Annotated in this window: 14 protein-coding genes; 5 read left to right on the top strand and 9 right to left on the bottom strand. The window is 66.4% G+C overall.

Going from position 1 to position 12,467, the window contains the following annotated elements:
• Positions 1–53 precede the first annotated feature (53 nt).
• Both OZ10_RS01515 and OZ10_RS01510 read left to right on the top strand, forming a co-directional pair.
• Positions 54–656, top strand: a complete 603-nt coding sequence (locus OZ10_RS01515; protein ID WP_039404558.1) for a response regulator transcription factor — start codon at positions 54–56, stop codon at positions 654–656.
• 200 nt (positions 657–856) lie between these two features.
• On the top strand, positions 857–1,645 hold the full coding sequence (locus OZ10_RS01510) for a ThuA domain-containing protein (RefSeq protein WP_039404557.1): 789 nt from the start codon (positions 857–859) through the stop codon (positions 1,643–1,645).
• A 250-nt stretch (positions 1,646–1,895) separates the two neighbouring features.
• Here the strand turns inward: OZ10_RS01510 and OZ10_RS01505 are convergent, their stop codons facing one another.
• Positions 1,896–2,438 carry a cytochrome b gene (locus tag OZ10_RS01505; RefSeq protein WP_039404555.1) on the bottom strand — a complete coding sequence of 181 codons (543 nt, stop codon included), beginning with the start codon at positions 2,436–2,438 and terminating at the stop codon, positions 1,896–1,898.
• Complete coding sequence (locus OZ10_RS01500; RefSeq protein ID WP_039563739.1) at positions 2,435–3,526, bottom strand: catalase family peroxidase; 1,092 nt, start codon at positions 3,524–3,526, stop codon at positions 2,435–2,437. Before OZ10_RS01500 ends, OZ10_RS01505 begins: the two co-directional genes overlap by 4 nt.
• A 163-nt stretch (positions 3,527–3,689) precedes the next feature.
• On the opposite strand from OZ10_RS01500, the gene OZ10_RS01495 reads away from it, so the two are divergent.
• Together OZ10_RS01495 and OZ10_RS01490 are read left to right on the top strand one after the other, a co-directional pair.
• Entirely contained in the window at positions 3,690–4,205 is a 516-nt protein-coding gene (locus OZ10_RS01495) for an RNA polymerase sigma factor (RefSeq protein ID WP_039404551.1), read from the top strand.
• Positions 4,202–4,954, top strand: a complete 753-nt coding sequence (locus tag OZ10_RS01490; RefSeq protein WP_039404549.1) for an anti-sigma factor family protein — start codon at positions 4,202–4,204, stop codon at positions 4,952–4,954. Before OZ10_RS01495 ends, OZ10_RS01490 begins: the two co-directional genes overlap by 4 nt.
• Positions 4,955–5,009: 55 nt before the next feature.
• On the opposite strand, the gene OZ10_RS01485 is transcribed toward OZ10_RS01490, so the two are convergent.
• From OZ10_RS01485 to OZ10_RS01455, 7 genes are all read right to left on the bottom strand, one after another.
• Positions 5,010–6,380 carry a leucyl aminopeptidase family protein gene (locus OZ10_RS01485; protein ID WP_039404630.1) on the bottom strand — a complete coding sequence of 457 codons (1,371 nt, stop codon included), beginning with the start codon at positions 6,378–6,380 and terminating at the stop codon, positions 5,010–5,012.
• A 39-nt stretch (positions 6,381–6,419) separates the two neighbouring features.
• Positions 6,420–7,157 (bottom strand): HAD family hydrolase, encoded by a 738-nt coding sequence (locus OZ10_RS01480; protein WP_039563738.1) that lies wholly within the window; start codon positions 7,155–7,157, stop codon positions 6,420–6,422.
• Between the two features lie 100 nt (positions 7,158–7,257).
• A complete protein-coding gene (locus OZ10_RS01475) occupies positions 7,258–8,364 on the bottom strand; it encodes an AI-2E family transporter (RefSeq protein ID WP_039404628.1) in 1,107 nt (368 codons plus the stop codon).
• 168 nt (positions 8,365–8,532) lie between these two features.
• A complete protein-coding gene (locus tag OZ10_RS01470; protein WP_039404544.1) occupies positions 8,533–8,916 on the bottom strand; it encodes a hypothetical protein in 384 nt (127 codons plus the stop codon).
• Positions 8,913–9,395, bottom strand: a complete 483-nt coding sequence (locus OZ10_RS01465) for a hypothetical protein (protein WP_039404543.1) — start codon at positions 9,393–9,395, stop codon at positions 8,913–8,915. Before OZ10_RS01465 ends, OZ10_RS01470 begins: the two co-directional genes overlap by 4 nt.
• Before the next feature lie 3 nt (positions 9,396–9,398).
• The gene (locus OZ10_RS01460; protein WP_010374821.1) at positions 9,399–9,761 is read right to left on the bottom strand and encodes a hypothetical protein; all 363 of its coding nucleotides are present in this window, start codon (positions 9,759–9,761) and stop codon (positions 9,399–9,401) included.
• 116 nt (positions 9,762–9,877) lie between these two features.
• Positions 9,878–11,314 carry a Do family serine endopeptidase gene (locus OZ10_RS01455; protein WP_039404527.1) on the bottom strand — a complete coding sequence of 479 codons (1,437 nt, stop codon included), beginning with the start codon at positions 11,312–11,314 and terminating at the stop codon, positions 9,878–9,880.
• A gap of 243 nt (positions 11,315–11,557) precedes the next feature.
• On the opposite strand from OZ10_RS01455, the gene OZ10_RS01450 reads away from it, so the two are divergent.
• Positions 11,558–12,397: a histidine biosynthesis protein HisIE gene (locus OZ10_RS01450; protein WP_039563737.1), complete on the top strand. Its 840-nt coding sequence runs from the start codon at positions 11,558–11,560 to the stop codon at positions 12,395–12,397.
• The last annotated feature ends 70 nt before the right edge of the window (positions 12,398–12,467 follow it).

The raw sequence follows: 12,467 nt of genomic DNA, 5'->3' as shown, positions 1-12,467 counted from the left end.
GCCGGCCTGCACTGTTATCGTGCGCAACCGTTGCATAGAGGCGAGCGCGAGCGATGATCCGGGTGTTATTGGCCGAAGACCAGGCCTTGCTGCGTGGCGCGCTGGTGGCCCTGCTCGGGCTGGAGGATGACATCGAGGTGATTGGCAGTGCGGGCGATGGCGAAACCGCCTGGCGCGAGCTGCAACGGCTGCAGCCGCACGTGCTGATCACCGATATCGAAATGCCCGGGCTCAGCGGCCTGGAACTGGCTCAGCGCATCCAGCGCCAGGCGCTGCCGGTGCGGGTCATGATCGTCACCACCTTTGCGCGTCCCGGGTTTTTGCGGCGCGCGCTGGATGCCGGCGTGTCCGGGTATCTGCTCAAGGACGCGCCGGCCGAACAACTGGTCAGTGCCGTGCGCCAGGTGCAGCGCGGCGGGCGGGTGATCGACCCGCAGCTCGCCATCGACGCCTGGGTGGAAGCGGACCCCCTGAGCGAGCGCGAGCGCACGGTGCTGCGCCTGGCCGGCGAAGGCCGCTCGGCCAGCGAGATCGCGCAGCAGCTGCAGCTCTCGCATGGCACCGTGCGCAACTACCTGTCCGAATGCATCGGCAAACTGGGCGTGGCCAATCGCATCGAAGCGTACCGGTTGGCACGGCAGAAGGGCTGGTTGTAACGCCGTCAGTCGATGCCTGACGTGTTCGGTCAGCTGGAGTTTGCGATAGATGAGACTGCATGTGCTTGATCGACGCGGTCACGCGACGAAGGCATGGCATCACTCGCATCACCCATCCACAGCTATTCCAAACGCGTGCGAAGGCATGCGATTTGTACGCAGGTACACTGCGCAGCACTGGAAAACACGGCGAGCAATGCATGAAATCTCTGTGGCTGTCGGGCCTGCTGTTGATGTGCGCCTTCAACGCATCGGCCGAGCAATTCAAGATACTGGTGGCAGCCATTCCCAATCAGTATCACCACGACTATATCCCTGTGGCCAAGCCGCAATTCGAGGCGATGGCGCGCAAGCATTATGTCGAGATGGTGTGGGCATGGAATGCCAAGGCGTTCGAAGGCGATCTCTCGCAATACGCGGCCATCGTGTTGCTCAATACGCCGGCGACCGATCTGGACCCGGCGCAGCGGGCCAACTTTCAAAACTACGTGCGCAACGGCGGTGGCGTGGTCGCCGTGCACAAGGCGTTTGCGATCAAGCGCGGTGACTGGGAGTGGTACGACCACATGATTGGCCGCTCGTTCCGCACCCATCCATACATGCAAACGGCGATGGTGGATGTGGTCGATGCCAATTTCCCGGCCACGGCCGGCCTGCCCAAGCGCTGGGTGTGGAGCGATGAGTGGTACGAATACGATCCACCGTACAGCGATGACCTGGTCACGCTGCTCACCGTCGACGAAAGCAGTTATGACCCCACCCTGATCTGGCCGGGCCAGGTCGCCAGGGGCATGGGCAAACAGCACCCGGTCGCGTGGTATCACCACTTCGAAGGCGGGCGCGTCTTCGCCACTGCGCTAGGCCATCTGGCCGAAGCCTACAACGATCCGCGCTATCTGGATCACCTGTACGGTGGCATCTATTGGGCGGCGACTGGCAAGGGCATCGACGCATCTGCGCCAGCGGCCAAAACAAAACGCCAGCGTTAAGCACTAGCCCCTCTCCCCACGGGAGAGGGGTTGGGGTGAGGGTACGGAGCGCAGCCACCTGGAAGGGAGAATTGCGAGGCTTCACCCATAGCCTCATCCGCCCCTGCGGGGCACCTTTTCCCCATAAAGAAGGGCAATCCGACGGGAAAAGGGACAAGCCCCTCTCCTATTGAAAAGGGTGCGCGGTGGAGGGTACATCCGCGCAGCGAAGGCACTCTGCACAACACGTTATCCACCCAGCTCCGCCCCATCAACGCGCCGACCGCTCCCCACGCGCCATGCTGGAAAACACGCCGTCCCGGCGCACCCAGGCGTGGAACAGCGCTGCGCTCAGATGCGCCAGCACGGTGGCGAACAGCAGATACGCCAGCCAGCCATGCGCGTTGCGCAGCCAGGCATACAGCGCCGGATCATGCGGTGCGATCGCCGGCAGGTTCGCGCCTGGCCACAGCACGATCGGATAACCGCCGGCCGACAGCATCGCCCAGCCGATCAGCGGCATGCCCAGCATCAACGCGTACAACAGCCAATGCGAGGCGATCGCGGCGGCCTTCTGCCACGCCGGCAGGTCCGCCGGCAGCGGCGGCGGGCGATGGCGCAGGCGGTTGATCAGGCGCAGCACCGCCAGCAGCAAGATCGCGATGCCCAGCGGACGATGCAGATCGATCAACCACGGCCGCTGCGTCACCGAGGCCACCATGCCCACGCCGACAAACAGCATGGTCAGGATCATCGCGGCCATCAGCCAATGCAGCACGCGCGCGGGCAGGTTGAAGTGTGTACGGCTGCTCATTGACGTGCTCCCTGGCCGGTGGCAGCGCTGCCCTTGCCGCTGGCGATCTCGCGCTCGCGGCGGTTGAACGATTGCGAATACACCGACGAGCGCGCGGCCAGGATCGGGTCGTTGGAGGCGGCAAGGCCCTTGGGCAGGATCAGCGGATCGTAGTTCAGATCGCGGCACGGCCCGCTGGCCTGCGGTTGCGCATGATCCAGGGACAGCGTGCCGGCCACGATCTGCTTGCGGTTCTCCGGCCACGGCTGCGAAGGATCATCCACCGCATCGCCGGGTTCGGCCACGGTCAGCACCATGTCCCAGCGCAACGGCCCCTGCGCCAGCCGCGCGTCCAGATCGGTGGCGAGAAAATCGCCATCGGCCTGCTTGCGTTGCTCGGCGCTCAATTCCTTGAACGGCGTATGCGGGCGCATCGACCAGCGGATGTAGCGTTCGCGTCCATCGGCGGCAATCGCACGGAAGGCGTTGACGCCGTTGTACTGCGTGCTGGCCCAGCTGTCCGACCATGGCGCGGTCTTGGCCCACTGCTGGAACTTGGCCGCTTCCGGATACTGCTTGCCGAACGCCGCCAGTTTTTCCGGGTCCGGCTTGCCGGTGGCCGGGTCAGGCCGGGAGGCGACATTGAGCGCCTGGAAGCCGGCCGGCGTGGCCACCACGAAGAACGGAAAGCTGTTCATCGCCGTACGCCATTCCTGCCCGTCGTCGCTGCGCAACAGCAGCGCCATGCTGCGTACGCGCGCGGCACCATCGGCCCCGTGCGGGTCGCCACCGCCGATGGACATGCGCCCCAGCACCGGCGTGCTGGCCTGGCTGAAGATGCGTGCCGACGACACCCAGGTGGCCTTGCCACTGGACTGGAACTGCCCGCTCACGCACACGCCCTTGGTATGCGCGCGGCGAAAGCCCGGATGCGGCGGCCCGCTGGATTCGATGGTATCGGTCATGCGCGCGGCAGTGAGCCGGTCGCCGCCGATCCAGCCCGCCGTCCAGGCGAATGCGATGGCAACGCCGCCGGCAATGGCGGCAATGCCCAGCAGCGGCAGCACAGGGCTGCGCGCGCGCGGGGGCGAGGGAGGTGGCAACGTCATGGCTGGCTCCGGTGGTCGATGCGGTGAGTGGTCGATGCAGTGAGACGCCGTGCAAGACGGGTTATTCCCGCGATTGCGAAAATACGTGCTGCACGCGCACGAATCGTGGGAATAGTCCACGCTCCAGTGCGTCTACTGTGTGATGCCACTACCAAACCCGCCAATGGATGCTCTGGACGATGACCAACTGCGTGCCGTGCTGCCGGCGCTGCGCCGCTTCGCGCGGTCGCTGAGCGGCGAGGCCGCCAGCGCCGACGACCTGGTGCAGGCCACGCTGGAACGAGCCCTGCGGCGTTGGCGCACCCGGCATACCGCCGACGCTGTGCAACCCTGGTTGTTCGCCATCCTGTACCGGCAGTTTCTGGATGGGCAGCGCCGTGCGGCGCGCTGGCAGCGGGTGGTGGGCCTGTTCGCGCCACAACAGCCCAGCCAGTCCGCCTCTGCCGAACAGGTGCACGACGGCCGTGCCATGTTGGCCAGTCTGGCGTTGTTGCCAGCCGAACAACGCGCCTTGCTGCTCCTGGTCAGCGTGGAGGGCTTCAGTTACCGCGAGGTGGCCGACACCCTCGGCATCCCGATCGGCACGGTCATGTCGCGCCTGTCGCGTGCGCGCGAACGCCTGCGCGCAGTGAACGAGGGCCACGTGAGCCACACACCTGCATTGAGGATCCTAAAATGACCACCACACCGCCCGACGAGCATGCCTTGCACGCCTACGTCGATGGCCGCCTGGCCCCGGAGCAACACGCAGCGGTTGCGGCGTGGCTGCAGGCACACCCTGCGCAGGCCGCGCGCGTGGCAGGCTGGAAACGCGATGCCGAAGCGCTGCGTGCCGCGCATGCCGGCCTGCCGCCAGAGCCGGGCACAGGTGCGCTGACGCCTGCAACGATTCGCCGTGGCCTGCAGCAACGCCGCCGGGCGGTGTTTGCCACGGCCGCCAGTTGCGTGTTGGCACTCGGCCTGGGCACCGGGCTGGGCTGGCAGCTGCACGAGAGCCGGATGACCAGCCAGCGGATTCCGATGGCCGATGCCGTGGCCGCGTACCGGCTGTTCGCCGAGACCGGCGCGCATCAGGGCGCTGCGTTGGAGGTGCAGCGCCGCACCGAGCTGGAACCCTGGTTGCGCGCGCATTTCGGCAATGCCGGTGTCGTGCCGGATCTGCGTGCGCAGGGCTATACGCTGCGCGGCGGGCAATTACTTTCCACGCCGGAGGGCGCGGCCGCCATGCTGATCTACGGCGATGCCGACGGCGCGCGCATCGGCCTGTATCTGCGTCCACGCAGCGGTCCGATGCCGACCGGCGAACGTCGCGATGGTGGTCTGTTGGCGCAGTACTGGGCCGAAGGCGACACCGCGTTTGCGCTGGTCGGCCCGGCGACGCAGACACGCCTGCGCACGATCGCGCCGTTGCTGCGTCCCCAGGGATGACCAGCGCAGCTGCAGGCGGCTGGCACTCGTCGGCGCGTGGTGTGACTGACCGCGCTTACCCGGCGTAACGCTGCTGCAGCATCGCAAAGGCCGAGCGCAGGGCCAGCGCTTCGCCACCGGCCGGGCGGCCGGGGCGGTCGCTGTCGTTCCAGGCGTACACGTCCAGATGCGCCCAGCGTTGGCCCGGGGCCACGAAGCGTTCCAGATACAGCGCGGCGGTGACAGCGCCGGCCATGCGCGAGCCGGCGTTGGCCATGTCGGCCACGTGGCTGTTGAGATAACGCAGGTACGGGCGCCACAGCGGCATGCGCCAGACCGGGTCGCGGGTCTGTTCGCCAGCGCTGATCCAGGCCTGTGCCAGCGCATCGTCGTTGGCGAACAGGGCCGGCAGATCCGGGCCCAGCGCGATGCGCGCGGCCCCGGTGAGCGTGGCGAAATCCAGGATCAGGTCCGGCTTCTGTTCGGTGGCATAACTCAAGGCATCGCACAGCACCAGCCGGCCTTCGGCATCGGTGTTGTCCACTTCCACGCTGACACCGGCACGGGTGGTGATGACCTCGCCGGGGCGGAAGGCTTCCGGGCCGACCGCGTTTTCCACCGCGGCTATCAGCAGGGTCAGCCGCACCGGCAACCGCTGCGCCATCACCAACCCGGCCAGCGCCAGCGCATGTGCGGCGCCGCCCATGTCCTTTTTCATGTTGCGCATGCCATCGGCGGGCTTGAGATCCAACCCGCCGGTGTCGAAGCACACGCCCTTGCCAACCAGCACCAGATGCGGATGCGCGGCATCGCCCCACTGCAGCTGGATCAGCCGTGGCGCACGGTGCGAGGCGCGTCCCACCGCGTGGATGGTGGGGAAGTTCTGCGCCAGCAGCGCGTCGCCCACGATCGCATCGACCTGCGCGCCATGCGCCTGCGCCACCGCACGGGTGGCGTCTTCCAGATGCTGCGGCCCCATGTCTTCGGTGGGCGTGTTGACCCAGTCGCGCACCTGCAGGCAGGCCTCGATCAAGGCGCGGGTCTGCGCCGACGGCGTGGCCGCCAGTTCGGCCGGTGCGCGTGGCACCTTGCGGTACCGCGCGAAGCGGTAGGCGCCCAATCCCCAACCCAGGTGCAGCAACGCCTGTTCGGCATCGCTCAAGGCGTTGGCCAGCGTCCAGCGGCTGGCGGGCGGCAATGCCATCGGCGCGTGGGCATAGGCATACGCGTCGGCGCGGTCGCCGATGCCGACGATGGCGCCGGCCAGCCCGTGGTCGCCTGGCAGCAACAGCACGCTACCGGGCGCGGCATCGAATCGCTGCGCCTGTGCCCACGACAACACGCGCGTGGGCTGCTCGGCGCACCAGCGCGCAAAGCCCTCGCGGTCGAGCACATACAGCGGCAGGGCCGCGGCGGCGGGATCGGTGAAACCGGTGAGGTGCGACATGGACATCCTTCAATGGCGGTGTGCGCCGTCGGGTTGAACTCAGGCGGGAATACAGATGCCGTCGCGTGCGGCACCCGGATGCGGCTGCTGCGCATCCAGCCAATCGGCCAGCCCGGTCATGCTGTCGAATTCCAGATCCGGTTGCTGGGTGGGGTGCGACCACACTGCGCCTTCGCGATTGATCCAGCACGCGCGCAGGCCCGCATCCAGCGCGCCCAGCACGTCCATGCGCACGTGGTCGCCCACATGCAGCACCTGTGCCGGCGGCAGTTCCAGGCGTGCGCATGCGGCGTGGAAGATACTCGCGTCGGGCTTGGCACTGCCGTGTTCGCGCGAGCCCAGCTGAAACGCGAAGTGATGCATCAGCCCGATGCGTTGCAGATCGGCATTGCCGTTGCTGAGCGCGGCCACCGGCACATGCGCGGCAATGCGCGCCAGCGCGTCGAGCGCATCCGGATAGCATTCCACCTGGTTACGCGCGGCGTAGAACACCTCATAGGCCGGCTCTATCAACGCCAGGTCGCCACCGCTTTCGCGCAACGCCATTTCCAGCGTCAAGCGCCGCAACGCGCTGAGGTCGTGGTGCAGGTGCGGGTTGTCGGCAAAGCTGCGCTCGCGCAGCTCCCGCATCGCTTCCACCGGAAACTGCTCGGCAGTGACCGGGCTGTGTTCACGCATCCAGTCGTACAGCACCTGATCGATGCGCGCCCCGATCGGCGCGAAAGGCCACAACGTGTCGTCGAGGTCGAGAGTGATGGCGCTGATGTAGAAGCTCATCGCGAGATTTTACGGTCTTGCGTTGGGAATGGGGAATCGGGAGTGGCGAATGGGTAGAGCAGCGCCACTGCTCTTGCGATTCCCGAATCCCGAGTCCCAGCTACTCCAACAGCCTGGCCCAGCGCTGCATCCCCTCCACCCGGCTCAGCACCATCTTGATGCAGACCAGCAGCGGCACCGCCAGCAGCAGGCCGACCATGCCCCACAGCCAGCCGAACAGCATCAGCGCCAGGATCAGCATCAGCGGCGAGATCGCCATGCGGCGTCCCAGCACGATGGGGGTGACCACCTGGCCTTCGATGGTGTGCAGCGCCAGATACAGGATTGCCGGCAGCAGCGAGGACACCGTGGTGCGGAATTCCACAAAGCCCATCAGCAGCATCAGCATCACGCCGATCAACGGACCCACATAGGGCGCGAAATTCAGCAGTGCCACCACCGTGCCCCACAGGATCGCTTCGGGCAGCGGGATCTGCAGCACATACAGAATGCCGGCAAATATCAACCCGACCAGCGTGTTGATGACGCTGATGGTGAGCACGTAACGCGAGACTTCGCGTTCGATGTCCAGCATGATTTCGGTGGTGAAACGTTGCTGCTGGCGGTTTGGTAGCAAGGCGATCGCATGCCGCTGCAGGCTCTCGCCATACACCATGAAGAAGAACGTCAGCAGCACCACCGCCAGCACCGACGCGGCCAGTTTGGGTGTGCGCACCAGCGCCTTGTAGGGGTCGTCCATCTGCGTGCGCACGATCTGCACGCCGCGCTGGCCTTCGCCACCGGCCGCGCGTGCAAAATTTTCTGCGGCCTGGTTGGCCTGCATCATCGGCTTGGTGAGGTCGCGCACATCGCGCGCAATCTGGCGCATCTGCCGCGGTGCCTGCTGCGCCCATTCGGCAGCCGGGCCGGCCAACTGTGCCGCCAGGGCCACGGTCCCGGCCAATCCCAGGCACAACACCAGCAAGGCGCCGACAAACCGCGGGATGTACAGCTTGCGCAACCCGCGCAGGATGGGGTTGCCGATGAGGGCGAAGAACGCCGCCAGCATGACCGGCAGGATGATCGTCTGCGCTGCCCACAGCGTATAGCCAACAGCGAGCGTGGCCAGCACCACCAGCGAAGCGGGTGCGCGCGGACGCGGGGCCGGTGGTGGCGGGAGCGAATCTGCCGCGACGGCAGCATCCAGCGGATCGAGAGGAAGAGACATGCGTGCCCTGGCAGCAGACTGGCGTGCCGCCAGCGGTGCGCCATTATCGGCACAATGCGTCAACGGCGCGCACAGGGTCTGTGCGCGCGGCGTCATTACGAACTGGCTGATGCAGCGGGCTCAGCCGCAGGCGCAGCAACGCGCATGGCGTTGTGCCTGCACGCTGGGTCAGGCGGCGTGGTCGGCCGGCACCTGCACCACCGTGACCGGCGGGTCGGCTGCCACTTCTTCGGCACTGTCGGCAGCGCGTTCGGCCTGCTCGGACGCTTCCTGTGCGCGATGCGCAGTAAACAACGCAGAGATGGTGCTGATCATCTGCAGAATCTTGGGGATGCCTCCAAGCTTGCTGGCAATGCTGCCCAGCGCAGCCTGTGGTTCGTTGCGACCGGTCACAAAGCCCAGCCCGAAACCGACTGCCAGGATGCGCACCGGCGACCAGCCGGCGCGCCAGGTCTGGCGCAACTGGGCCCAATGCGAGCGCGTTTCCTGCGCCCGCCCTTCTACCAGGAATTCAGCGCGTTCGACGCGCTGACGCAAGGCGCCAAACTTCATGAGCGTGCTCCATTGGCGGCTGTGGCCGTGTCGTCGTCACTGGAGTCATCGAAGATGCCCAGCTTGATCAACTGCCGTCGCGTGGCATTCATGCCGGTGTGATCGAAGTAGAAGAACACTCGCCACGCCGCGATGCCGGTGACCAGCAAGCTGGCCAACGCGGTGAAGAACATCGCCTGAAACCATGACAACCCGGCACGTTGCAGCAACGCAATGATGGCGCCCGCCAACAACAGCCAGGACGAGGCGCCGAAAACGACCGCGACACAGGCCCATGCCAGGCCACGCCCGAACGCACTGCGCGCCAGTTGCAGATCGGCCGACACCAGCCGGCGTAACGCGCGGCTGGTGTCCTTGGCCGAGCCCAACGTCGCACGGCCGGCGGCACCGACCGCGCGTACGCTTTCGTCCAGTCCTGGCGTTTCCGGGCGCGCGTCTGGCGCGCCGGAGCCGGCAGCTGTAGAGGCCTGATCGCTCACGGCTTAGTTATCGTTGCTGCGTGCCAGCTTGGCGATGACCCAACCCGCTGCAAATGCCACGCCGAACGCGGCGAGCGGACGCTCGCGGATCAGGTCGGTGGCGCTTTCGAGCAGGTCGTTGCCCTTGGCCACCAGTACGTCCATCTGCTCCTTGGCAGCGGCGCCACCAAATTCAGCGGCGGCCATGCCGGCCAGCGCGGTGTCGGAGAGTTCGGCCTTGACGTTGGCGCGGCCCAGCTTGAGCTCGTCGCCTGCAGCGCTGGTGGCGCCCTTAACGGCTTCGCCGGCAGCGCTGGCGGCCGACTTCAGGTGGGTGCCGGCTTCGCTCAGGTTTTCCTTCAGCTGATCGGTATTGGTGGGGCTCATGCGATATCTCCTTGGGTCATTGAGGGCAGCCGTCACTCACGTGCGGTCGTGCAGTAGCAATAGCATCGGGGGGGTGTAGGAGGCGTTAGTGGACGCAGCCCGCAATGCACATCGCGTCAACGCATGAGCGCGTCGTATTGCGCGTTGCCACGCAGGATGCGCACTACCAGCTGTTGTGGTTTGCGCTGGAAATTGGCACGCCAGCTGGCAAGGTCGGCGAACTCGCCGACGCTGCTGGCCACAATCACGTCACCGGACACCAGGCCATTGGCCGCAGCACGGCCACCGCGTTTGACCTCGCTGACCATTACCCCGGTGATACCGGACTGACGCAGCGATTCGGGCAGGTCCACGAAGGTGGCACCGCTCAGGCGCGGGTCGAGCATGTCGCCGGTCACCGCGCGGTCCTGCTCCTTCAAGGTGGCCTTGAGCTTGAGCGGTTTGCCGTCGCGGCGGATTTCCAGGGTGACCGCACTGCCGACGGCCTGCAGGCCCTCGTAGTTGTGCAGCGCCTCCGCACTGTCCACGCGTTGGTCGTTTGCTGCCACCACCACATCGCCAGGTTGCACGCCGGCCGCGGCGGCCGCCGAGCCGGGCAGCACGCGCGTCACCAGTGCGCCGCGCAGCGAGTCCACGCCCAGCCCCTGCAACATCTGCTGGGTGAGGTTCTGGGTTTCCAGGCCCAGGGTGCCGCGCACCACCACGCCCTTGGTCACCAGTTGCTCGACCACGTTGCGCGCCAGGTTGGACGGAATCGCCAGGCCCAGGCCGATATTGCCGGCCATGCTGCCCTGCGGATTGAAGCTGGCGGTGTTGATGCCGACCAGTTGGCCTTGCAGATTGACCAGCGCACCGCCCGAGTTGCCGGGATTGATCGAGGCATCGGTCTGGATGAAGTTCTGATAGCCCAGGCCGCGAATTCCGCTGCGGCCCACCGCCGAGACGATGCCGGAGGTGACGGTCTGGGTGAAGCCGAACGGGTTGCCGATGGCCACCACAAAATCGCCCACGCGCAGTGCGTTGCTGTCGGCCAGTTTGATATCGGTGAGGTTGTCGGCCTTGATGCGGATCAGCGCGATGTCGGTGTCGGCATCGGAGCCGATGAAGTCTGCCTTGACCGTGCGCCCGTCGCCGAGCGTCACCTGCACGTCGTCGGCATTCTCGATGACATGGTGGTTGGTCAATACATAGCCCTTTTGCGCATCGATGATGACGCCCGAGCCCAGCGATTCGTTGATGCGGTCCTGTGGGACCTGCGGGAACAGCCGGCGCAGGATCGGGTCGTTGAAGAACGGGTTGCGCACGCGCACCACCTGCTTGGTGTTGACGCTCACCACTGCCGGCATCGCCTGTTGCAGCATCGGCGCCAGCGAGGGCACCGGCTGCCCGGCGACCGACGCCGGCAACGCCGCTGCCGTTGGCAGGGTGAAGGTGGCATTGCCGGCCGGCGTGGCCTCGGCGCGGTTGTCCAGCCAGGCATTGATGCCGGTGGCGGCAAAGCCGCCGAATGCGGCAGCCAGTGAGAGCGTCAGCAAGGTGGGAAGCGGTCGCATGGAGCGTCTGTCCGGGTTACGCGGTGGAAGAGGAATAGGGCGTCTGACTGCGTAAATCAAGCTGAACGAGAGTGCCAGCGAGCAATTTAACTGCCGGTGAAAGCGCCGCGCAGGCCTTGCCGCCGCTGCGTTGACAGCCCGTTGAGCCCGGCGTAGCGTCCGCTTGATCCGATGCCTGTTCAGCAGACGCATGCTCTCGCGCATCGCCCGCGTTTCCCGCACTGATGCCCTTAAGGAGGGTCTATGAGCAACGGCAATGGTGTGACGGCAACCCTGTCCGACGCCGTCGATAGCGTAAAGAGCACCGCCACCGAACTGACCGACAGCATCGCCAGCACCACCAGCGAGGCGGTCGCCAACGTGCAGGAAGCGGCCGGCGCGGCGGTGCAGGAAGTCAAGGTACGTGTCGCCAAGGCACGCAAGGCGGTGGTCAAGGCGGAGCAGGACGCGGCCAGCAAGGCTGCCGACGCAGCGGGCGCCGTCAAGCGCCGCGTGGCCAAGACCAAACGCTCGTTGACGGCCACCAGGGACGCGGCGAAGGACAAGCTGGTTGCAACCAAGGACGCCGCCAAGCAGAAGCTCGTCGCGACCAAGGACGCGGCGAAGCAGAAAATCACCTCCACCAAAGAGGCGGCCAGGCAGAAGCTGAGTAGTACCGGTGCCGCTGCCAAGAAGAAGATCACCGACACCAAGGCCAACACCAGACAGAAGCTGGAAACCGCCAAGGCCAATGCCAAGGCCGACGCGGCCGCGCTGAGTGCCAAGACTGCCGCCAAGAGCGCGGCACGCAAGACCGCCGTGGCAACGGTGAATGCGCGCACCGCAGCGAAGAAGGCTGCGGCCAAGTCGGTGTCGGTCAAGAAGGCGGTTGCCAAGAGCATCGCCAAGAAGGCACCGGTCGCCAAGCAGACCGCCGCACGCCAGGCCGCCGTGAAGAAGGCCCCGCTGAAGAAGGCAGTGACCAAGACCGCCCTGAAGAAGGCGGCCAAGGTGACCAAGACCCCGGCAACGCGTGCAGTGGCCAAGACTACCGCCGCCCGCAAGGCGGTCGGCAAGAAGGCCGTAAAGCGCGTCACGCGCTGACGCTGGACGCCAACACATGATGCGCCCGCCAGGTAAGCGTGCATCACGCGAAGGTGCAAGAAGGCCGGCG

It is taken from the genome of Xanthomonas cannabis pv. cannabis, from assembly GCF_000802365.1.
Lineage (GTDB): Bacteria > Pseudomonadota > Gammaproteobacteria > Xanthomonadales > Xanthomonadaceae > Xanthomonas > Xanthomonas cannabis.
The sequence above is the reverse complement of the archived record's forward strand: the minus strand, read 5'-3'. Positions and strand labels throughout refer to the sequence as shown.